General features: G+C 40.3%; 27 protein-coding genes. 15 read left to right on the top strand and 12 right to left on the bottom strand.

From position 1 onward, the window contains the following. The first annotated feature begins 494 nt into the window (after positions 1-494). The 12 genes from flgB (at position 495) to C9J46_RS08285 (ending at position 10,441) form a co-directional block, all read left to right on the top strand. Positions 495-857: a flagellar basal body rod protein FlgB gene (gene flgB / locus C9J46_RS08230; protein ID WP_107246777.1), complete on the top strand. Its 363-nt coding sequence runs from the start codon at positions 495-497 to the stop codon at positions 855-857. Positions 858-859: 2 nt separating this feature from the next. Further along, positions 860-1,294: a flagellar basal body rod protein FlgC gene (gene flgC, locus C9J46_RS08235; RefSeq protein WP_005364289.1), complete on the top strand. Its 435-nt coding sequence runs from the start codon at positions 860-862 to the stop codon at positions 1,292-1,294. Further along, a complete protein-coding gene (flgD, locus tag C9J46_RS08240) occupies positions 1,294-1,971 on the top strand; it encodes a flagellar hook assembly protein FlgD (protein WP_107208348.1) in 678 nt (225 codons plus the stop codon). The genes flgC and flgD overlap by 1 nt, the downstream gene beginning before the upstream one ends. A 70-nt stretch (positions 1,972-2,041) precedes the next feature. After that, the gene (flgE, locus tag C9J46_RS08245; protein WP_107246773.1) at positions 2,042-3,238 is read left to right on the top strand and encodes a flagellar hook protein FlgE; all 1,197 of its coding nucleotides are present in this window, start codon (positions 2,042-2,044) and stop codon (positions 3,236-3,238) included. A gap of 12 nt (positions 3,239-3,250) precedes the next feature. Further along, positions 3,251-3,982, top strand: coding sequence for a flagellar basal body rod protein FlgF (locus C9J46_RS08250; RefSeq protein ID WP_107246772.1), 732 nt, complete (start codon positions 3,251-3,253; stop codon positions 3,980-3,982). 35 nt (positions 3,983-4,017) lie between these two features. After that, a complete protein-coding gene (gene flgG / locus C9J46_RS08255) occupies positions 4,018-4,803 on the top strand; it encodes a flagellar basal-body rod protein FlgG (protein ID WP_107290751.1) in 786 nt (261 codons plus the stop codon). A gap of 9 nt (positions 4,804-4,812) precedes the next feature. Further along, positions 4,813-5,481 carry a flagellar basal body L-ring protein FlgH gene (gene flgH / locus C9J46_RS08260; RefSeq protein ID WP_005364296.1) on the top strand — a complete coding sequence of 223 codons (669 nt, stop codon included), beginning with the start codon at positions 4,813-4,815 and terminating at the stop codon, positions 5,479-5,481. Beyond that, positions 5,481-6,602, top strand: a complete 1,122-nt coding sequence (locus tag C9J46_RS08265; RefSeq protein WP_107290752.1) for a flagellar basal body P-ring protein FlgI — start codon at positions 5,481-5,483, stop codon at positions 6,600-6,602. The genes flgH and C9J46_RS08265 overlap by 1 nt, the downstream gene beginning before the upstream one ends. 9 nt (positions 6,603-6,611) lie before the next feature. Further along, entirely contained in the window at positions 6,612-7,094 is a 483-nt protein-coding gene (locus C9J46_RS08270) for a rod-binding protein (protein WP_107287752.1), read from the top strand. 5 nt (positions 7,095-7,099) lie between these two features. After that, complete coding sequence (flgK, locus tag C9J46_RS08275) at positions 7,100-8,467, top strand: flagellar hook-associated protein FlgK (RefSeq protein WP_107208355.1); 1,368 nt, start codon at positions 7,100-7,102, stop codon at positions 8,465-8,467. Between the two features lie 10 nt (positions 8,468-8,477). Then, the gene (gene flgL, locus C9J46_RS08280) at positions 8,478-9,377 is read left to right on the top strand and encodes a flagellar hook-associated protein FlgL (RefSeq protein ID WP_107208356.1); all 900 of its coding nucleotides are present in this window, start codon (positions 8,478-8,480) and stop codon (positions 9,375-9,377) included. Between the two features lie 14 nt (positions 9,378-9,391). Continuing rightward, entirely contained in the window at positions 9,392-10,441 is a 1,050-nt protein-coding gene (locus C9J46_RS08285) for a flagellin (RefSeq protein ID WP_107208357.1), read from the top strand. A gap of 17 nt (positions 10,442-10,458) precedes the next feature. On the opposite strand, the gene C9J46_RS08290 is transcribed toward C9J46_RS08285, so the two are convergent. Further along, positions 10,459-10,755, bottom strand: a complete 297-nt coding sequence (locus tag C9J46_RS08290; protein ID WP_107246763.1) for a helix-turn-helix transcriptional regulator — start codon at positions 10,753-10,755, stop codon at positions 10,459-10,461. A gap of 110 nt (positions 10,756-10,865) precedes the next feature. Here C9J46_RS08290 and C9J46_RS08295 point away from each other — a divergent pair, with 110 nt between their 5' ends. Beyond that, complete coding sequence (locus tag C9J46_RS08295; RefSeq protein WP_107246762.1) at positions 10,866-11,762, top strand: permease; 897 nt, start codon at positions 10,866-10,868, stop codon at positions 11,760-11,762. 524 nt (positions 11,763-12,286) lie between these two features. Further along, positions 12,287-12,499 (top strand): toxin-activating lysine-acyltransferase, encoded by a 213-nt coding sequence (locus C9J46_RS21930; RefSeq protein WP_107290753.1) that lies wholly within the window; start codon positions 12,287-12,289, stop codon positions 12,497-12,499. Positions 12,500-13,077: 578 nt separating this feature from the next. On the opposite strand, the gene C9J46_RS08305 is transcribed toward C9J46_RS21930, so the two are convergent. Both C9J46_RS08305 and C9J46_RS08310 read right to left on the bottom strand, forming a co-directional pair. Beyond that, a complete protein-coding gene (locus C9J46_RS08305; protein ID WP_107290754.1) occupies positions 13,078-13,785 on the bottom strand; it encodes an SDR family NAD(P)-dependent oxidoreductase in 708 nt (235 codons plus the stop codon). 71 nt (positions 13,786-13,856) lie between these two features. Then, a complete protein-coding gene (locus tag C9J46_RS08310) occupies positions 13,857-14,138 on the bottom strand; it encodes a hypothetical protein (protein WP_105062575.1) in 282 nt (93 codons plus the stop codon). Between the two features lie 448 nt (positions 14,139-14,586). On the opposite strand from C9J46_RS08310, the gene C9J46_RS08315 reads away from it, so the two are divergent. After that, the gene (locus C9J46_RS08315; RefSeq protein WP_199187102.1) at positions 14,587-15,282 is read left to right on the top strand and encodes a class I SAM-dependent methyltransferase; all 696 of its coding nucleotides are present in this window, start codon (positions 14,587-14,589) and stop codon (positions 15,280-15,282) included. A gap of 442 nt (positions 15,283-15,724) precedes the next feature. On the opposite strand, the gene C9J46_RS08325 is transcribed toward C9J46_RS08315, so the two are convergent. The 9 genes from C9J46_RS08325 to fliD all read right to left on the bottom strand — a co-directional run bounded on the left by C9J46_RS08325 (position 15,725) and on the right by fliD (position 22,312). Further along, a complete protein-coding gene (locus C9J46_RS08325) occupies positions 15,725-16,018 on the bottom strand; it encodes a hypothetical protein (protein WP_107208395.1) in 294 nt (97 codons plus the stop codon). 65 nt (positions 16,019-16,083) lie between these two features. Further along, positions 16,084-17,082 (bottom strand): flagellar motor protein MotB, encoded by a 999-nt coding sequence (locus tag C9J46_RS08330; protein WP_107208363.1) that lies wholly within the window; start codon positions 17,080-17,082, stop codon positions 16,084-16,086. Further along, positions 17,082-17,939, bottom strand: a complete 858-nt coding sequence (gene motA / locus C9J46_RS08335) for a flagellar motor stator protein MotA (protein ID WP_107208364.1) — start codon at positions 17,937-17,939, stop codon at positions 17,082-17,084. The genes C9J46_RS08330 and motA overlap by 1 nt, the downstream gene beginning before the upstream one ends. Positions 17,940-17,948: 9 nt before the next feature. After that, positions 17,949-18,677: a FliA/WhiG family RNA polymerase sigma factor gene (locus tag C9J46_RS08340; protein WP_107208365.1), complete on the bottom strand. Its 729-nt coding sequence runs from the start codon at positions 18,675-18,677 to the stop codon at positions 17,949-17,951. Positions 18,678-18,687: 10 nt separating this feature from the next. Then, positions 18,688-19,173, bottom strand: a complete 486-nt coding sequence (gene fliL, locus C9J46_RS08345) for a flagellar basal body-associated protein FliL (protein ID WP_107208366.1) — start codon at positions 19,171-19,173, stop codon at positions 18,688-18,690. Between the two features lie 23 nt (positions 19,174-19,196). Next, entirely contained in the window at positions 19,197-20,276 is a 1,080-nt protein-coding gene (locus C9J46_RS08350; RefSeq protein ID WP_107290756.1) for a flagellar hook-length control protein FliK, read from the bottom strand. 3 nt (positions 20,277-20,279) lie between these two features. Continuing rightward, positions 20,280-20,582: a hypothetical protein gene (locus C9J46_RS08355; RefSeq protein WP_107208368.1), complete on the bottom strand. Its 303-nt coding sequence runs from the start codon at positions 20,580-20,582 to the stop codon at positions 20,280-20,282. Further along, the gene (fliS, locus tag C9J46_RS08360; protein ID WP_107208369.1) at positions 20,569-20,964 is read right to left on the bottom strand and encodes a flagellar export chaperone FliS; all 396 of its coding nucleotides are present in this window, start codon (positions 20,962-20,964) and stop codon (positions 20,569-20,571) included. Before fliS ends, C9J46_RS08355 begins: the two co-directional genes overlap by 14 nt. 13 nt (positions 20,965-20,977) lie before the next feature. Beyond that, the gene (gene fliD / locus C9J46_RS08365) at positions 20,978-22,312 is read right to left on the bottom strand and encodes a flagellar filament capping protein FliD (RefSeq protein WP_107290757.1); all 1,335 of its coding nucleotides are present in this window, start codon (positions 22,310-22,312) and stop codon (positions 20,978-20,980) included. Positions 22,313-22,374: the final 62 nt, after the last annotated feature.

Below are 22,374 nucleotides of genomic sequence, written 5' to 3' on the forward strand. Positions count from 1 at the left end.
ATGTTATGGTTATCTCTTCACTAAAACTTGATTGTGATAAGCATAATAAAATAAAACTAACTATAAATTTAAACATTTTTCTCTCGATAAGTTTTTTGTATTAATAATTAAGAGCAAGATTAGTGCCAATACTTATTAGACTTATATTTCTATGTGGATGATGTGGTTTGAGAGCGGAAAATAACTTCATACCTAGTGTTTAGTCAAGCTTTTTATGCAGGTATGTCTAGATATTTATTATATTTAAATGTTGAGATAGAGATAGTTAAATATAAAAACTGTTATTAAGTTTGAAATAGATTCATTAATAGTATCAAAGGAATAATTACATTTAGTTCAATCGTGTTATTTCCTTTCCGATTATTTCCCCTATGGGAAGTTAACTTTCCGTATTTAAATATAACTCCCTGATAATATTTAAAAAATATTTTGGCACGAATTTTGGATTAATACACTCTATTGCAATCTTGGTTGTACTGTCTAAGGAGTGGTTAATGGCAATAAGTTTTGAAAATGCACTTGGTGTTCATCCTCAAACGCTCGATTTTCGGGTGCAAAGAGCCAAAGTGCTTGCCAGTAATTTAGCAAATGTAGATACCCCTGGATACCTAGCAAAAGATATTCGTTTTGATGCCATTGTAAGTCAAATGGGTTTTGGAAAAGTACAAAAAGCCCCGACACAACTTGTGGTGTCTGATGGTTACGCTGTGCCTTACCAGAACTCAAAAGATGGCAATACGGTAGAGCTCAGTGTCGAGCAGGCAAAGTTTACTAAAAACAACATGGATTTTCAGAGCAGCTTAACGTTTATGAATATGAAATTTAAGGGCTTAGCTGCCGTGATTAAAGGACGTTAACAATGGCATTTACTGATATTTATTCCATAGCGGGTTCTGCAATGAATGCGCAAACCATACGTTTAAATACTGTCGCAAGTAATTTAGCGAATGCCGATGCTGTTGCCGCTAATCCTAATGATGCTTACAAGGCGTTAAAACCTGTATTCGCCACCGTTTACAACAAAACTCAATTAACAGGGGATCAAGCAGATTACCCGAGTGCTGAAGTGCGCATTATGGATGTGGTTCAACATGCTGGAGAGGCTGAAAAACGCTTTGAGCCGAGTAACCCACTGGCCAATGAAGAGGGGTATGTTTATTACCCTGATATAGATGTAGTCGCAGAGATGGCAGACATGATGTCAGCTACCCGCAGTTTTGAAACCAATGTAGAAGTGCTGAGTAATGTAAAAAGCATGCAGCAAGGGTTGCTTCGTTTAGGTGAGGGTAACTGATGACCATTGCACAATTTAACGCACTGAGTACCGATGTGCCTGCGATTGAGTCGACCAATATGGCTGTCGCGGGTAACCCGAATAATGCCAACGATGCTAACTCATTAAAAAATGAATTCATTAATTTAATGGTGGCTCAAATTCAAAATCAAGATCCGTTAAATCCGCTTGATGGCACTGAATATGTCGGCCAATTAGCGCAATTTTCTCAGGTTGAAAGTACCGAGAATATGGCGAAGTTGATGCAAAACAGCATGGTTTTACTGGATAACATGCAAGTCCTGTCAACGGCAGGGTTAGTAGGGCAAACCGTTTATGTTGAAGGTAATGAGGTTGCATTAACGGATGCTAAGCAGCAAGGACGGATCGAATTAGACCATGCATCGAGTACCGTCTCGATTGTTTTAACAGATCAACTTGGTAATAAAAAAGTGATGCCGTTAGGCCCTAAAAATAAGGGGGAAGTAGAATTTACGATTGATCCTAACGCGTTGGGTTTAGCTAAAGGGCAATATCAAATCAGTGTTGAGGTGGCGAAAGATATACCACAACCCAGTGTTCTGCTCGCAGGAGAAGTATCGCAGGTCCGCGTGCCCTCTAATGGCGGTGCCGCGTTGGTAAATGTTGAAGGTATTGGTCGAGTACCGTTTTATCAAATTAGCCAGTTTGGCGAGTAAATCTATTTAAGCTTTCGCTTGGTTTAGACCGTGAACGAAAGTAATCAAGGAATGAAGAGAAGAGGAAGTTATGAGTTTTGATATCGCATTAAGTGGATTAGACGCAACCAATGTTCAGTTAAATACTATTAGTAATAATATTGCCAATGTTTCTACCTCGGGTTTTAAGGAGTCACGTACTGAATTTTCAGCGGTATACAATGGTATGCAAGCCGGAGGGGTTGAAGTTGCCGCTATTTCGCAGAACTTTGATAAAACAGGTTCAATTACAGGGACTGGTCGACCGTTAGATCTGGCGATTTCGGGAAGCGGATTTTTTGTCACTAAAGATCATACTGGGCAAACCTTATATACCCGCTCAGGCGTGTTTGGTTCTGATAAAGATAACAACATTGTTAGTAATAATGGCGCCAAGCTTCAAGGCTATACCGTTGATGCGAATAACAATTTACAAGCTGGCGCAGTCGGTAATTTAAAAATCACCACCGGTTCACTGCCAGCAAAAGCGACAGATGAGCTTGCTTTTGTGGCTAACTTAGATGCCCGTTCTAGTGTGATTGATCCTGCCATTAATCCTTTCGACCCTAATGCGACTGACAGCTTTAACTCTTCTTATACTTCTAAAGTTTATGACTCTTTAGGTAACCCCCACACCGTTACACAGTACTTCACCAAAACCAATGCCAATGAGTGGCAGGTAAATGTGGTCGTTGATGGCGCGGCTACCCCGACGCAAACCCAAAATGTTGTTTTTAATACCGACGGTACATTGCAATCACCAACGACTCCTTTTGTTGTGAATTTCAACCCTGCAGGTGCGGATGCGGCGAATATCAATATTGATATAGCTGGGACGACTCAGTTTGGTGCGGATTTTGGCGTGAGTACCAATGCGCCGAATGGCTATACCTCGGGTGAGCTTGCTGGTGTGCGTGTTGAAGATAATGGGATGGTGTTTGCTACTTACACTAATGGACAATCTCAGTTACAAGGTCAAGTGATGCTGGCTGATTTTGCCAACCCTCAAGGATTGGTAAAAACCAATGGCACTTCTTGGATCCAAAGCTTCAGCTCGGGTGCCCCAGTTAATGGTGCGCCAAGTACGGGGACCTTAGGTGGATTAGTTGCTGGCGCTTTAGAAGGCTCAAATGTTGATCTCACCAGTGAACTGGTAAGCCTAATGACCGCTCAGCGCAACTATCAAGCGAATGCCAAAACTATATCGACGTCAGATAAATTAACGCAATCACTCTTTAACGCGGTGTAGTGAGAGGCTGTTATGGATAGTTTTTTATATACCGCAACCAGTGGCGCAAGCCGAGTGATGAAAGCGCAGCACGTGCGTTCAAATAACTTATCAAATGCTGACACAGCAGGTTTTCGTGCTGATATGGAGCGAGTGAAAAGTATCCCGTTACAGGGCGCGGGATTTGATGGTCGCACTATGGTTGTAACTAACTCAGCAGCGACACGCTTTGATGCAGGGGATGTGATCAAAACAGGGCGCGCACTGGATATTGCGATTAATGGTGATGGCTTTTTTACCGTACAAACTGTCGCTGGTAATGAAGCCTATACCCGTGCTGGCAACATTCGTGTTGATGATCAAGGCATGATGCGAGTTAACGGTTTTCCATTGATGTCAGAAGGGGAAGCCTTAGTGCTACCAGAACATCAAGATGTGGAAATCAGCGATAAAGGTGTGGTGACTGTGGTGCCTCCTGGCGGTGGTGCCAAGCTTGAAGTCGGACAATTAAAGTTGGTTAATCCGGAGTTTAATCAACTGCAAAAACAAAGTGATGGCTTATTACATCCAGTAAATGACCAAGTCTTTGCTCAAGACCCGAGTGTAGCGATGACGGCTGGGCATTTAGAAGGCAGTAACGTGTCGGCGATTAATGAGCTGGTTAGTGTGATGTCGCTAACTCGTAACTTTGAAATGCAAGTGCGAATGATGAAAACCGCAGAAACTTTAGCACAAGCTGGAACCCGCTTAATGAACCCACGTTAATCACGTAGGTAAACATAATTACAAGGAGAGTCATCATGCATTCAGCACTTTGGGTCAGTAAAACAGGAATGGCAGCACAAGATACAAAAATGACTGCGATTTCCAACAACCTTGCCAATGTTAATACGGTAGGTTTTAAGCGTGATCGTGTTGTTTTTGAAGATTTGTTTTACAGTATTCAACGTCAACCAGGGGCGCAAGTTGATCAGTTAAATCAATTACCGAGTGGAGTACAGCTTGGTAGTGGTGTGCGTGTAGTCGGTACACAAAAAGTGTTTACGCAAGGGAATTCACAAAATACCCAACAACAGTTGGATCTTGCTGTAATGGGATCGGGCTTTTTCCAAATAGAAAATTCCGATGGTGAAGTGATGTTTAGCCGTAATGGCCAGTTTCACGTTAACTCTGAAGGCTTAATGGTGAACGGACAAGGTCTGCCACTTCAACCGCAAATTCAAATACCTGAAGAAGCGAATACGATATCCATTGGTGTTGATGGCCTTGTCACGGCGACGCTAGCAGGGGATCCTCAGCCGCAAGAGTTAGGGCAAATTACCTTAGCGAAATTTATTAATCCAGCAGGCTTAGAAGCGGTGGGCGGTAACCTTTATAAAGAGACACAAGCCAGTGGTCAGCCGCAAGAGATGATTGCAGGCACTGATGGCGCAGGCAGTTTGAAACAAGGGGCGCTAGAAGGTTCGAACGTGCAAGTGGTTGAAGAAATGGTTGATATGATCACCACTCAACGCGCTTATGAAATGAATGCCAAAGTCGTTTCTGCCGCTGATGACATGCTGAAATTTGTCGCTCAAGCCGTGTAAGGAGTGAGGATGAAGACGCTTTTAATGCTGCTATGTTTTCTCTCATTTGTATCAGGTTGTGCGGTGCGTGAAGAGTTTATTCCGCCTGAACCTAATGATGCTGCATTTGCGCCACCGGATCTTGATTACAGCTTACCTGAAGCCAAGCATGGCAGCTTGTATCGCCATAATTATTCGATGACCTTGTTTCAAGATCGCCGTGCCTATCGGGTCGGCGATGTATTAACGGTGGAGTTGGATGAGCAAACGCAGTCAAGCAAAAAAGCCAATACCAAGTTTGGTAAATCTTCCTCTATTGAATTTGCAGCGCCAACATTAGGTAATAAAACCTTTGATGATCTCTCAGCCAGTGTTAGCGGTGATCGTGGTTTTGATGGTACTGCTGCCAGCACTCAAGGCAATAAGTTGCAAGGGGCAATCACTGTCACTGTACATAAAGTATTACCTAATGGCGTGCTGATGATCCGTGGTGAAAAGTGGATCCGACTAAACCAAGGGGATGAATACATACGCTTAACAGGCGTGGTTCGGGTTGATGATGTTAATCGTCATAACCAAGTGTCTTCTCAACGTATTGGTGATGCGAGGATCACTTATTCTGGCAGAGGCGCACTGGCTGATAGCAATGCTGCAGGCTGGTTAACGCAATTTTTCACTAGCCCATGGATGCCTTTCTAATGAAAAAAATAGTTTATTTTATCCTGTCTTTTTTGTGGGTAACGTTGGGTTGGATGCCACTTAACGTTAGCGCTAAAACAGCAGTTCCTATGATGGATTTAGTGGATGTGCAAGGCATACGCTCAAATCAGCTGGTGGGTTATGGTTTGGTGGTTGGTCTTGATGGCTCAGGAGATCGAAATCAAGTGAAATTTACCAGCCAGTCTATCACCAATATGCTGCGTCAGTTTGGGGTACAAATTGGTGATAGGATCGATCCAAAGCTAAAAAATGTCGCTTCAGTGAGTGTGACAGCCACCGTTGAAGCGATGGCGGGACCCGGTCAAGAGCTTAATGTTGTTGTTTCCTCTATTGGTGATGCAAAAAGCCTACGTGGCGGTACTTTATTATTGACGCCACTTAGAGGTATCGATGGTGAAGTTTATGCTGTTGCACAGGGGAATGTCGTCGTTGGAGGGGTAAAAGCAGAAGGGCAAAGTGGTTCAAAAATCACGGTCAATACACCCACAACAGGGCGAATTCCTAATGGTGCCACGTTAGAGCGAGAAATACCGACGGACTTTAATAACAGCAGCATCGTCACGTTAAATTTACGCCAACCGAGTTTTACCACCGCGAAAAATATTTCCCGTGCAATCAACGCGACTTTCGGTCCAAAAGTGGCGACTGCGGTAAGTAAAGGTCGAGTGGAAATGCGTGCGCCGCAAGACCTACAACAGCGGGTGACTTTTATGTCGATGTTGGAAGACTTAAAAGTGATGACAGGGAGAACAGCCGCGCGGGTGGTATTTAATGCAAGAACAGGAACGGTTGTGGTTGGCAAAAATGTCCGTGTGAGTGAAGCGGCTGTGAGCCACGGTAACCTTACCGTGACGATTTCAGAAAGTGATCAAATCAGCCAGCCTAACGCTTTTAGCCAAGGTACAACAGAGCGAGTCAATAATTCTAAAGTTGATATCAACCAAGATGAGGCACAAATGTACATTTGGCCTGAAGGGACTGAGCTTAATACTATCGTAAATGCCGTGAACAGCTTAGGTGCGTCACCTGATGATCTTATGTCTATTCTACAAGCGCTACATGAAGCAGGCGCATTGAATGCAGAACTGGTAGTGATTTAGGAGAGTTAGATGAAGTTCGACGACAATATCAGCGTAATGAACAAAAATAATGTTCTATACCATGATAATAATGGTTTGCAGCAAATCAAACATTCGCTATCTGATGAGCAAGGTTTAGAGGTGGTTGCAGGGCAATTTGAAGCGATGTTTTTACAAATGGTTTTACGCCAGATGCGAAGTAGCAGTGATGTCTTGGCTGATGAAGATAATCCATTTTCCAGTAAACAACAGAGCGTCTATCGCGACTTTTATGATGGCCAGTTAGCGATTGAAATGGCGAAACAACAGCAAACAGGCATTAAAGAAATGTTGATGAAACAGTTAAATCCTAACCAAGGATTTAATGATGTTCAAAATAGTGCCGCATTAACTCATCAAGTACTGGAAAAACAAGACACACCAAAGCCTGTTAACAATGAAGCGGCCAATCAATTGGCGATTCGAACGTGTACTGCTTTTCAACAATCATTGCAATCTTACAAGGAGCAGTAATCGCTATGAATATGATTAATATTGGTTTAACAGGGTTAAATGCCAATAAAACGGCGCTTGATGTTACTGCTCATAATGTTGCTAATGTTAATACGCCAGGATTTAGTCGACAGCAGGCAATGATGAGTGCTCTTGCTGGCAACGATATATTAAGTGCGGGAAGTGGTGTTGACGTTGCCAGCATACGTCGTATTTCAGACCAATTTATTGTAAAGCAAACATGGGCAGCAACCAGTCAACAAGCAGCAAGCAATGCGAATTTAGACAATATGACGATGCTCGAAAGCCTTTTAGGTGGCGAGGGCTTTAACATTAGTGCTGGTCTTGATTCTTTATATTCGGCGCTAAATGACGCGACGCTTAAACCTGAATCTACCCCTAATCGCCAGCAAATTATTAATGAAGCTAAAGCGTTATCTCGTCGCTTTAATACCTTGTCTGAATCTTTACATGGTCAAGGTAAACGTATCAGTGACAAGGCCACGGCGTCGATTGAGCATGCTAATAGCTTAATGAACAACATTGCTGATATAAACCATCGCGTTGTTGAGACACAAGCGACAGGCGGTAATCCTTCTCAGCTTATTGATGAACGTGATGTATTAATTAAACAACTATCTGAAGTAGTAGAGATCAGTTCAACCCAGCAACCAGATGGTAGCCTACAAGTCACTCTGGCATCGGGTCAGCCCTTGATCTTAGGTAGTGATGCTGCGCAATTAAAATCGACTCCGATAGTTAATGAGCCGTTTATTAAGAATATTGAAATTAATTTTTCTGGGCAAACCTTTGCAGTTACAGGTGAGTTAGGAGGGCAGTTAGGAGCATTTGATAGCTATCTTAAAGACACCTTAAAACCGACCCAACAAGCCCTTGATGAGATGGCACAAAACCTAGCAACCGAATTTAATCAGGTACTCGCGACGGGTTTTGATTTAAACGGTAATCCAGGCCAAGCATTGTTTTCATTCGATCCCAATTCACCAGCGGCCAGCCTTGATATCACCGCGATCACACCGGCTGAGCTGGCATTATCTTCAGATGGGACACCGGGTAACAGTGATACGTTACAAGCCTTGATCAATTTGTCGACGAAACCAATGGCGATCACAGGGTTAGGGAGTGTGACCTTGAATGATGCATTTGCTTCTATGGTGGGTAAAACGGCAATAGAAACGCGACAAGCCGCCGTTGATCAAAAAGCCGCAGAAACCTTATTTAGTCAAGCCAATGCAGCACGAGATAATTTAAGTGCGGTTAACAGTGATGAAGAAGCGGCAAACCTAATGACATTTACTAATGCTTATCAAGCAAACATGAAAGTGATCAGTACAGCCAATGAACTGTTCGACTCAGTATTACGATTATTGTAAGGGATGAATGATGAGAGTCAGTGATACGCAATTTAGCCAGCTAATGTTAACTAGCCTATCAAAGAATAACCAAGGCTTAGGGGAAGTGTTAGCGCAGATGTCGACTGGTCAGCGCTTACTCAAATTATCTGATAACCCAATTGATTCTATTAACTTATTGAATTTAGATCGTGAAAATAGCGCGATAAATCAGTACCAAGACAACATTAATAATGTGAAAACCGCGTTATCGTCGCAAGAAGTTCATTTAATGGCTGCAAGTGATACGTTAAAAGATATGCGAGATACGTTGTTACTAGCGTCAAATGGTGCCATCTCAGATGCTGATAGAGAAAGTTATGCGAATAAATTAGTCAGCTTACGCGATGCTTTTATGTCTTCATTTAATGTTCAAGATGAAGAGGGTAATTACCTTTTTTCCGGTACTCAAAGTGATGTCCCAGCGATTACAGCACAACCTGCTGGTGGTTATATTTTTGAAGGTAATAGTGATAAGCGGGTAGTGACGGTAGCCAAAGGCGTTACGATGGAAGCCAATTTTGCTTCACAAGAAATGCTCGATCTTGGCGGTAATAATATCTTAAATCAGATTGACGCCGCGATAACCGAGTTACAAGCCCCGACAGCAAATCTCAATAACACCTTACAAGCAACGTTAAATACTCTAGATACGACGCATGATAATGTATTAGCAGCAGTAACCGATATTGGTGGGCGCCATAATAATTTAGATTTAATGGAAACCAGCCATGGTGATAATAAGTTATTTGTTGAAGCCGTAACCAATGATCTAGAAGCGTTGGATTATGGTGAAGCATCGGTTCGTTTAAATAATTACATGGCTGCGCTTCAGGCTACACAGGCAAGCTATATGAAAATTAACGACCTTTCATTGTTTAAGCGATTGTAAGGTAGCAAAGAATTATGGTGACAAGTACATCGGAAGTCAGAACTCAGAGTATAAATTTTGCTAATGCGAGCAAGCAAGCTGCCATTGTTCCGTCAGCCGCAGACACAATCGATACCAAGAAAATTGCGGGTTCGAACTTAAAACAATTAAGCTATCAGCAAGATGGATATACGGTTTCTAAAACCTTACTTGCCAAGGGGCAGCAGCAAGTAACATCGGTACAAATAGCACAACAAGCTTTAGGCGTTGTAGGGCGTGACTTACAAGCCATAAAGAAGATCTTAAGTACTGAGCTTATTGCTCAACGCGCAGTTTCTCCGTCAGCTCAAAGCAATGCGAATCATCATCTTGATTCGATAAAACACACATTGAATAACGCTAAGAGCGACGGACTTCGTGTTATTGATGCAGAGCTTAAAGTTAATATTGATAGACCAATAACACGTACATTTTCTGTTCCCGGTCTGAATGTTCAGCGTCAGCGAGAGCACAGTGAACTGATTAAATTAAGCTTTCAACAGTTAGGAACGGTTGTTGTGAATATGGATGCGAAATTAAGCGATAAAGCCTTAGTTTCGCAAATAGATCGTCATGTAATCCCTTTTGGTCTTCGAGCATCGCAACAAGATAACGGCGATATTGTATTTCGAACCAATGAGCAAAGCTTTCAAGGGTTGGAAGGAAAAGTACAGGTTATTGGTCAAGGGCATCGATACCCTGCAGGACAGGCCAATACACTCACGATTAAGCCTGAGCCAGAAGGTATTGAAGATAGTCAATTTACTTTTAATAACCGTGAGCAAATTCGCGATACTTTAGTAAAAGTGAACCAACATTTACGGCAAGTGCAACAAAGCCTTGATGATATCAAAGCTTATCAGGCGGTATTGGCTAAACAAATGGCAGATGCGAAGGCAAACACGTCGCTGGGAGATGTTAAGCAAGTAGAAGAAAAGCTTAGCCAACTCTCGGGGGCTGGAAACCAGCAATTTAGTGCAACGTATCGCTCTTTAGCAGCACAAGCAAATGTACATCGTCATACGGTTGTCGCTTTATTGAAATAATGTCACTGACTGCATGTTTATTGCTGATTTTCGTCTGCACAACATTCATCTTGTAGATAGGCGATCACAGAATCCAGCTTCTGATATTCAGCGACACAAAACAAAGTTCGTCCTTCTCTGCGTTGTGAAATGAGCCCAGCAGAGGCCAGCCCGGCAATATGATGAGAGAGGGTTGAGCCAGGAACAGAAAGCTTTTCTTGTAATCCCCCAACAGCAATACCTTGATGACCCGCTCTAATCACTGTTTTGTAAATCATCAATCGTGTCGGATGTCCTAATTCTTTCAATGCCTTAGCAATGATCTCTGTATTCATTGTTAATACCCTCACTAAATTTATATTTCGATATTACTGGAAATGTCTTGATCTAGCCAATAAAGATCAATTATATTTCGACTATTCTAGAAATATAGATTGGTGTTGTGATGTTCAAAGATACGTTAGAGATGTTCCTCTTTTTGGCGACTGAGTTAACGCTACTGTTTTTGTTGATTAGCTTTTTGGTTGGTGTGTTACAAAGTTATATACCACCGGAAAAAATTCAGAGGATATTAAGCGGAAAGAAAGGTCACGGTTATGTTGTTGCTGCATTATTAGCAGCTATTACTCCGTTTTGTTCTTGTTCGACAATTCCGTTCTTAAAAGGATTACTCAGAGCTAAAGCGGGTTTTGGCACCATGATGGTGTTCCTTTTCGCGAGTCCACTGCTTAACCCCGTAATCATTGGCTTATTTGTTGTAACCTTTGGTATTAAAGTTGCGGCATTCTATTTTGTGATGGCGATGGGTGTATCTGTTATTGCCGGCGTGCTATTAGAAAAGCTCAATTTTGAGCGCTTTGTAAAACCAGAAGCCTATATTGAACCTGAATCATCATGTGGTGCTAAAAGCTGTGGTGGAGTGAAAGTTGAAACCAATAAATGGAAAAAAATCTGGAATACAACATGGAAAGATTTCAAAAAAGTACTGCCATACTTAATCGGTGGTATTGCTATTGGTTCATTGATTTATGGTTTTATGCCAACTGAATTCATTGCAAAAATAGCAAGTGATAATAATCCATTTGCCATTCCGGTAGCGGCTGTCATTGGTATTCCATTATATATTCGTGCAGAAGCTGTCATTCCATTAAGTGCCGCATTAGCTGCAAAAGGAATGGGATTAGGGGCGGTGATGGCATTAATTATTGGTAGTGCTGGCGCAAGTTTAACAGAAGTTATCTTATTGAAATCAATATTTAAAACACCAATGATTATTGCTTTTGTTGCGGTTGTTTTAACCATGGCTATGAGTTCAGGTTACTTATATAGCTGGATTTTTTAATCCTTACCATGGAATTTCAGTGCCATCGTAACTGAAGAATTTTCCATTATCTTTATAGTATCATTGTGATTTAAATATTACATATTTATGACGCGTGTGTTTTGTCTGGTTTTTTATATCATGTTGACGCTTTATGGTTAACATTAAATAAGAATAAATATTAAATTTAATATTAATATTGCGTATTAAAGCACCTTTAGGTAGTTAAAGGTGCTTTAAATCTGTTTTTATTTGGTGATATGTTTTTATTATTGCTTTTTGAAAGAGGGGTGTAATAAAAATTTTATCTATGAATTGCGTCTAATATTTTAGATACATTTTGATAAATAACTTTTGATTATTCAATACCTTGATAATATTAGTTTTAAGTTAATCAACTAAATGGTTTAAATCCTTGAGCGCGATTATAAAAGTCCCTGTTAGTAAAAGAAATTCATTGTTTTTAGATAGGAATCAAATAGGAAAAGAAAAATATGTTATTAAATTAGTCTTTTGATTGAAGTTGCTATTAAAAAAATAGTAATTTGAATATATCTTCTTTCTTGAACTGGGTTAAACCTGCAATTCTTCATGATCAATTTTTCTTAATAAGAGAGAAAGGAAAGTTAGAATATTCTGGTTACGTAATATGGGCATGGGTTGATGACAATACTTATTCAGATTTCATGATTGAAAATAGGTATGTTCTCCAACCAATGTCATGGAATGAAGGTGAAAATTTATTTATTGATATATAAGGAGAAGAGACTACAAATGAAAAGTTGTCCTAACTGTTTTAATAAAACGATAAGTATATATGATTTATATAAATTATCTGTTCGAAAAAAGGTAGTGTGTTCTAAATGTAATTCTGAAATAAAGTTTAAAAATTCTTATTATTTTTACATGGTAATATCATCTGTTTGTATAAGTTTTATTGTAATTTCTAAATTTCCTTTCTTTACTAAATTAATATTAATATCAATAGTAGCGTTTATACCAATGTTCATTTCAAAAGTTTGTTGCCATAAAAGAGTTATTCGTTAATGTAACGAGAATGTGTATGATATTTTTATATTATAATTTTAAATGATTGTAGTGTATTTATAATATAGAAGGAATAATTTAACTGTAGATGAAATATCAAGAGTGGATGCTGGAGGTGATGGCGGTTTTATACAAAATGCTGTTTATGGTGCCGTTTCTGCTGGTGCCGCATATTATGCAGCAGCTTTTGGACCTGTAGATGCTCAATACCAAGGCCACTAGTACATCCCCCTTTTGAATCAGGAAAGTGGGTAGTGGCCACTCCTTATTAGTATGGATAATTTATTAACTACCATGGAATTTCAGTGCCATCGTAACTGAAGAATTTTCCATTATCTTTTAAGCTCAGTCGCTGTAGCAAGTTAATTAATGCTGCAGCGACTTTTTCTGGCGTTTGTAAATTACCTTCTGGCACGTTGCGTTGAAAAGGCTTTGATAAGTCTGTGTCTGTCGTGCCGGGGTGAAAAGCGAATACACAGGTATTAAATTTTTTATTTTTCCATTCAATACTAATGGTTTTCAAAGCCATATTTAATGCTGCTTTTGAACTTCGGTAACTTATCCATCCACCCAAATGATTGTCTTCAATACTGCCAATTTTTGCCGAAACAGTAACAAAGTAATTCAATGTTTTTGATTTTAATTTAGGAGATAAGTGCTTAGCGATGAGCAGTGTAGGTAATACGTTCGTTGCGATATTTTGATTGAAAAAATCACTATCAAATTGAGTAATCGTTTTTTCTGGCATCATATCGCCATTGTGTAACATGCCAACCGTATTGATCACGATATCAAGCTGGCCAACTGTTTCTGATAATTTAGCCACATCAGAATCTTTGCTGACATCAGTACGATGCCAAGTAAGTTGAGGGTATTCAATAGTTGGATGGCTGTTGTGGTATGTCGCATGGATATGATTGACTGCATCTTGGCTTAGATATGCTTTTATTAAGGCTGAACCAATGCCACCTGTGCCACCTAATATCAATATATGCATAAAGAGAAACTCATCGTATTGAAATAACAAAGTATCTATACGATGAGTTTAGCTAAATAGTTTTGTTTTAATTACTTACGCTTAAAGTAATCTCGAATAGATTCGAAAATGAGTAATACACTATAAAAGGGATTATCAGCTTTGTTATATTCTTCTAATACGTAGATGAAGTTCGACTTATAGTGCTCTACTGCTTCTTCACTTGTTTCTGCATAAATCACATCATCTAACACTTCAAAGCCTTGAGATAGTAATGCTTCTTTCTCTTTCAGAAATGTCGAAGATGACATATCTATAAAAGTGTATTGTTTTCTGTCGTTGTTAAGCGTAAAAAACTGAAATTTAATCGCCATAATTATTCCCTTATATTTCACCAAACGTATAAAAATTGAAAACGAAAGTTTGAGTAATACGTCTTTGGTGCTGCTAATACATTGAAATAATATTTAGCTATAGCGTTCTAATTAAATTTAGCTGTAAAAGTATGCTTTTATCCTATGTGAAAGGTGAGTTTATAAGCAAGGCTTTGAACTCACGTTTTATTTTGTAACGGGATGTAAAAAATAAAATGTAATCTGATGTATTAGGTGAGCTTTAACTTAGCGTTTTTGGAATACATCCAAGTAATATTGATCTCGCGGTTTTTGATTAATCATATTTATCGTTACGACAAAGAAGTGTGTTTTTTAACGATTAGTAATTACTATACTATCCGCGTCAATTACTCCTGTATGGTATATCGAATTGACTACAACATCTTCTACTGCGCTGTACACTGATCTATCTTCTTACTACGATCTCATGTGTGCAGATATTAACTACCAAGCCCAAGCAGAATGTGTTCGTCGACTTCACCAATTATTTGGTAATAAAGGTACGCGACATCTAGATCTTGCCTGTGGAACAGGTCCTCATGTTCGTCACTTTATTGATCATGGTTTTCAAAGTTCTGGCTTAGATATCAATCAGCCAATGCTTGATCTAGCAAAACTTCGCTGTCCAGAAGCCGACTTTGTTTTACAGAATATGTGCGAATTTAAAGTTGATCAGCCATTGGATTTGATTACCTGTTTTTTATATTCGATTCATTACAGTGACGGTCTTGTCAATTTAACGCGCTGTATTGAAAGTGCACATGCGGCATTAAAAGAAGATGGTATATTTTGTTTCAATGCGGTTGAAAAGAACTTAATCAACAATAATTACTTTGTCAGCCACAGTGTGGAACATGATAACAGTCGTTTTACTTTTAGCTCTGGTTGGTATTATCAAGGTGAAGGTGAGAAACAAGCGCTGAAATTGAGTATTGAAAAAGCCGACACACTCAATACTGAAATTTGGCATGATGAGCATCCAATGGTTGCGGTGAGCTTTATTGAACTTCAAGCACTACTTGAGCCATATTTCGATGTTCATATGTTTGAACATGACTACGAGAAACTTATTCCTTGGAATGGGGAATCAGGTAATGCAATCGTCGTGTGTGTGAAGAAGTAACGATTAAAGGGGCATCCAGCAGTGATTAATGATGACTGTTGGGTAACCCGTTTTAGATTTATCCATTTGTATTTTTCTATTTCTTTAATTGTCTTGCTTCAATTAATGCTGAAGTCATTCTATGGTAATTTATATATTCGTTTATGAAACACAATAACGAATACTGAGCTGATGAATAAAATGAAGCATGTCGAAAATAAACTGGGCTTATGTATTGCCTGCATTGTTTTAATTTGTGTCGTTGCAACAATAGGAAGTTCTTCCAATACGCCATGGTTACAGATGCCATTTGAAGCATTTAATGGCATAGCATTTAGCTTTGGATATTTCTTTCGTTTATCTGCTATGTGGGCGTACGCATGTAGTAGTGTCTTTTTTATCTCATTGTTTGCGGTTAGCTTTTGGCTGGGGAAAATAGTGGTAAGATTTTTTGTCGTCGACGTTAAGCCACTAAAAAGAAGAAATACAAGAAGCAGACGAAAGCGAGCAATATAGCCGAGATGATAGGGTAAATAATGTAGCTATCATCTATTCTATTCGCGCGATGAAAACAAAAAAACGCTAACAAACCATTATAAAAGATCAATAACAGGCTGATCATTGTGCCAGTACGTAAATCGAGCGAACCAAGCTGAAATAGAAAAAAAGACAGCAGAACATAATCAATGACGATCAGCCATAGAAAAGTCTTTTGTAAATTATCAGCTTTACGCTGTTTTATTTGTGTATGAGTCATTGGGCACACATCCACTAAAATCTCACCAAAACCAAGCATTGTATTCAATATTTATAAAATATAGCTTATAAATTAGACACGACGGGCTGTATTTCTTTTGGTTGGGTGACTGAATGGTTTATATAGTCGCTTCGTAGCACGGGTTGATTAAGACGCGCTTTTTCGTAAGCTTTATCAACAATGTTATCAGGATTTCCTGTACCAAAAAGAGCATCTACAACACTGGCTGCGGGTGTCGTTAAGATAAATAACTCAATTCGACGATTTTCACTGGCATTAGGGGATTGTTTGTTCAGTAGGGCACGTTCTGCCATTGCTGCAACTTGAAGTACTCGATTGCTTGGCATGCCGCCAGCAATCAGCGTCTGTCTTGCGACATTGGCACGGGAAGAAGAGAGTTCCCAGTTTGATCTATTACTAAACTGGCGTTTAAACGGAGTCGCATCTGTGTGGCCACTGATGATCAGTGAATTGCTGATTTGTTTAAAAATAGGGGCAATGTTTAATAATACATCTTCAAAAAAGGGCGTTAAATCAGCACTGCCACGATGAAACATATTTTGTTTGAAGTCATCTTGTAAAATGATCCTCAACCCTTGCGGTGTCACATCAACTGAAATATTACCTTGAGCTGATACTTGCTTAGCCGTTTCTTCAACAACTGAAGCAAGGATCGCTAATTGCGCTTGGGTTTCAAAACTACCTGGAATTAACGCATCACTTTCAGGGCCATCACCGTTACCATCAAAAAACGATTTTATTGTCATCGCTGCATTGTGAGAACTTAGATCGGCAGCTTCGCCACCGAAATCAATAGGGGATAAGCTGTTGGCGGTATCAAAAGGATTGCCAGCGCCTTCGTCAAAAACACTGGCACTATTTAAATAAGCAACAATGGCTTTACGTTCCTTTTGATCAACCACTTGCATTAACCAAAGCACTAAAAATAGTGCCATAAGAGCAATCATAAAATCAGCAAAAGCGACTTTCCATGCGCCACCGTGATGTTCATGTGAATGTCGTTTTGTTGCACGTTTAAAGACGATCTGCTCTGTGTTCTGCATTATCCCTCCTGTTCAGTTAGCCACCTCTCCATTTCGTTAAATGTAGGTTTAATGTCTAGCTGAATATGTTTTCTTCCTGCGTCAATAGCTAATAAGGTCGGCTTTTTAGCGACATAGGCGACAAGTGTTGCTCTTATACATTCAAATGCTGACATATTGCGTTTAACACGCTGTGCCATGGCATTACTGGCAGGATCTAGAATGCAATAACAGCCAAAAATTCCAAGAAAAGTACCGACTAATGCGGCAGCAACGTGATAGCCAATCATGGCGATAGAGCCATCAATGGCTTGCATGGTAATGATGATCCCCATGACCGCTGCCAAAATACCAAATCCAGGTAAGGCTTCTGCGGTACGTTGCATAGAACGCGAAGGCAAGAGTAAGTCTTCTTCTATTGCACTGATTTCTTGTTCTAGTAACCCTTCAAGTTCATAAGGCGACATTTGTCCCATTGCCATTAAACGTAAATTGTCTGTAATGAAAGAAATAACATGATGGTCATGCTTAATGAGAGGGTAGCGATTAAAAATCGTGCTGCTTTGAGGCGACTCAATATGCTCATCGAGTGCTTTAAAGCCTTTATTACGAACGGTATCAAGCAAGGTTTGCAGTAATGCCATTAATTCCATGTAGTACTGAGCCTCATTATTACGAGGCGAGAGTACTTGACGAAATTGCTGACGCATTTCCTTTAAAACATGCGGTGGGTTACCAATGATCAAGGAGCCCAATGTTGCTCCGGCAATAATTAAAAATTCAGCAGGTTGCCAAATCGCACGTAAATTTCCGCCAGCCCAAACATAGCCACCAAAAACACAAATAATAATGATGATGGCACCGATTAACTTTTGCATATACAGCTCCTAAGCCGATAAATAGTGATTGAGGGATTTCAGTGCTTGTTTATGCAGCTGACAAATACGCGGTGGAGTAAGGTTTAGCACTAACGCGATCTCATGTAGATTGAGTTCATGTTGATAAAACAGGGTCAGCAATAACTGCTCTCGTTTTGATAATTGCGTTAAAGCGTATTCCAGTGTGCGACGCATATGTTCATGTTCAACACCGTTATATTCCAACGGTGCATCTAGCTCTTTACCGGCCTCAAGCAGTTGATCAAGGCTTTGCATTTCACTTGCCATACTGGCTTGTAAACGCAGTTGATAATTTTCACTATCAATGCCAAGCGCAGATGTGATCTCAGCTTCTGTGGGCTGTCGGCCAAGTTGTTTCATTAAGTCACGGGTGATGTCGTTCAGCTCATGAGCTTGTTGGCGTGTATGACGAGAACGCCAATCTAATCGTCGCAGTTCGTCTAAAATCGCCCCACGAATACGACATACAGCAAATGCTGGAAATTGAGGATCTTCGACATCGCCATAACGTCGCGCCGCTTCTAACAGCCCAATTAATCCAATTTGCTGCATGTCTTCATAACTGCAATGTGGGCTAGTATGGTGACGAAGTTGATTAACCACGCGCTTTACTAAAACAAGGTGATGACGGATTAATAAATCTTCATCAATATGATGCTGTTGCGGCGATGGGGCCGTGTCGAGGTTATAGTGAGTGGTTGGGTTGTGATCAAGCATACTCACCTCATTATTGAATGACGTATTTGGTAAAAAGCACATCATCAATATCACGAGCGATCGTGGTATTGGCAAAGGCTGCGGTCAGGGTTTGTTTTACTTCTTGCTGTAATTGATCGATAGATTGTTGGTTTTGTAACTCTTCATACTTTTTCTTGCTGAACATTTTGAGTAATGCATTGCGAACGAGCGGCATGTAGCTATCGATTTGTTTTATTCGTTCGGGATAGTGGGTTTGGACTGCTAGCTCAATCATCACATAATGAGTTTGGCGTTCACCTTTTACACTAACAACGACCTTATCGAGAGGATGAAAGGCAGGTTGTGCCGTAGCTTCTGGCTCTGATTCAAAGACGTTTGTGAACCATACATCGATGTTTGGAGTGGACGTATTCTGTTGGCTATACCATAGAGTGGCGCTAAAAGTGGCAATAGCAACAATAATGCTGATCAGCAATATAATAAACAGGTTAGAAAGTGTTTTTTTATTAGTCATCATCCTGATCCTAAATAAGAAAATTATGCGAGCGTAGATAGCCAATGCTCATTGGTTGTCGATGTTTCAACGTCTGCAGATGACGTGGAAGTGATTACCCTGTGATCGTTATCATCTTGGGTTGAATGTTGTGCGGTTTGATCTGAATGGGAATCTTGCTTACCGTGACTGATGTTGACATCGACACTGACAAATTGCTGCTGGAGATCATGACGTAAACGTTCAGAGACTTGGTTAAGTGCATCACGTACTGCATTGTTATTAGCACTGATTTGAACATTCAACTTATCGCCATCCATTTTGACGATCAGATCAAGCTTGCCAAGATCTGGTGGATCTAAACGAATACGTGCTTCTTGCATGTTTTGTGTCGCTTGAAGAGAAACGCGATCTTGTAGAATATTCAGCATTTTCTCACCCCATTGTGAAGATTGAGGATCAACACTTATGGGAGCCCAATTCACACGATTAACCGTTATGTTGGTTTGTGTTTGTGTTTGTGCTTGAGCAGATAAAACTTGTTCGACTGCGGTAAGATTTTGAACCAATTGTGGTGCAGGCATTTCACCATTGAAAAGCGGTGTTTTTACCGCGTTTAACGATGACATTTGTTCTAAGGCAGAACTGGGTAGTGAAGTTATAGTTAGTGGTGCGATGACTTCCTTAATAGGATTGTTTGCGTGGTTAAGCGCAGATGTATTGACACCGTTTAGCACCTGATGAGAACTTGATAATGCATTCTGCGCAAATGAAGCAGAGGATAGTGTGCTTGTTGTTGATGGTGTAGCTAAGTGATTAAGTGGAAAATTGCCAATGGTTGGTGTAGTTACGGCTATTTCAATTTCACTTGGCGGTATCGGCAGCAATGTTTGATGTTGCGGTGCTGATGCAGAGTCTCGCTGTTCAAGATCGGTTGTATTGGCATTGCCTGATAGTAGCTCTGGTAACGTACTTTCGCTTTGCTGAGAAAATATTTGTAATGTTTGCGAGAAACCTTCTTGCCCTACCGTAGCGTCTGAGCTTTCAACAAGCATCCCAGCTTGTTTGATATCAGATGATGACGATACATTGTCAATTTTGGTGAGCGCAGTATTAATTAACATCGTTCACTCCATATTGTTGGCTGACTGATAAGCCTCAAGGCGTTCTTTTTCCTTGTCAGCAGTTGCTATTTTGTGTTGCAGTATTTGTTGTGCTTGTTGTAACGCAAGATAGGCTTGGCGATGTGCAGCCATTAACGCCGTTATTTGTCCTTGCTGTTGCGCTGTTTTAGGTTTTGATTTAAGTGGTAGTAACAGCGCACGTAACACTTCATCAAGCTGCTGTAAGCGAGACCAATTTTCAGTCTCAGCAGCTTGCTGAATTTTTGCTGTGAGTACTTTGAGCGATATGGAATTATTTGGCTGCATGCTGCCCAAACCCTTGCCAACCTTCTCGAATATTGTTCATCACTAAAGTGACATTATCGAGGTGGGAGAGATCGTTTTTGACACTTGCTTGGTAAAGCTCAAGCTGACAAAACTCATAAAGATCATGCAAATTAGCTGCAACTTCGCCGCCAAGTTCTAGATCTAACGCACTATCTAGCCCTATTAAGATATTCATGCATTTATTGATACTGATCCCCTTGGCATCGAGTCGTTTTGCTTCGATATGTCCTTGTGCACGGATCAGTTCATCTTGAAAGCCATCAATAAGCATTAAAACTAATTGATGAGGGGAGGCTGAAGCGGCTTGTGCATCCAAGTCGACTTGTTGATATGAATTAAAACCTGCATCTTGCATTAACATTGTTGTACTCCTTTTAACCAAATAAACCTTGGGTTTGCTGCATTTGGGTCATGATTTGATTCATTTGGGTGAATTGTTTGAGGTAGCGGGTGTAAGCCATGTCATATTTACGTTCAAGGTTGGCTTGTTTATCGTCGATACGATCGATGTTGTTTCTCAGGGCATCTTTGCGAGAAGTAAACATGCCTGAAGAAAATTGGAGAAAAGGTTTAAGCGAATCTTCTAATGAATCGAATAAATTACCGTCACCGTTGAACATGGATTCAATGGTTGATCCCATGGTTTGTTGGGCGTTTTTAAAGCTATCTTTATCAACTTCAAGTTTGCCTTCGCGGTTAATACTGATCCCAATTTCAGACAGTCTCTTGCCTTCAAATTGGTCGCGTAGAAGGCTATTTAATTGCGACTCTATTGAACGAAGAGTGGGATCATTGGCCAGTGCGCCACGTTTGTTATCTGCTGAGCCTGTTTGGGTATAACTATCAAGGTTGGATATCACCTTGTTATAGCTTTCAATAAATGAATTAACTTGCTCCAAAGTGGCATCTTGATCGGCATCGATACCCATAGAAATGGCTGTATCACCAGAGGTTTGTGCTTTGGTTGCAGTAATATCAATACCATCAATAACATTGGAAAACGTATTGCTGCTATTGGTCAGTTTTAAGCCCGTGGTTTCCGCGCCAAGCCAAATCACTGCATCTTGTGGCGCACTGATTTCAGTTAAGTTAGTAAAAGCATCATCAAACCATGTTGTGCCTGTGCTCGAAGAAACACGTAATGTGTTCGCAATCCCTGTTTCGTTACTTGCTAGCATGAAATGAGTTTGACCACTGGTACGAACTAACGTGGCATTGACTCCGGGGTTATCGGGGTGGTTATTAATTGCTGTAGTGAGCTCTGATATGGTGGATTGCCCGTCACCATCGCTATCTATTGTCGAAAGATCAAGATCTAGAGTCTGACCATCGACAGTGAATGAAAGGGTTCCTGTATTAGGTACAGACGTTGTTGACTCCAAGTTTGTTGGCATATCAGTTTTGACCTGATGGGCACTGGCAACTTGCTCAACAAAGACTTGATAATTGCCGCTTAACGCTTTTGCATTTGCACTGACGGAAAAGTGGCTGTCGTCACTTAATGTCGCTTTATTTTGAATAATGCTGGCAGTTGAGCTGTTGATGCTTTGAATTGTTGCGCGAAAATCACGTAGGGCAGATTCTACTTTACCCAATGCACTTAATTGGCTCTGGTACTTATCAGCTTGTAATTGATACCGCTGCTGAAATGGCTGTACATCAAAGGTGGCGAGTTGAGTGGCCATTTGAATAGGATCTAACGAATTCATTGATTGCTCCTTAAGTGACTATTTATATTGGCAAGAGCTATGCCAAAACTTTCTCGATATAA

It is taken from the genome of Photobacterium sp. GB-36 (assembly GCF_003026135.1).
Classification (GTDB): Bacteria; Pseudomonadota; Gammaproteobacteria; order Enterobacterales; family Vibrionaceae; genus Photobacterium.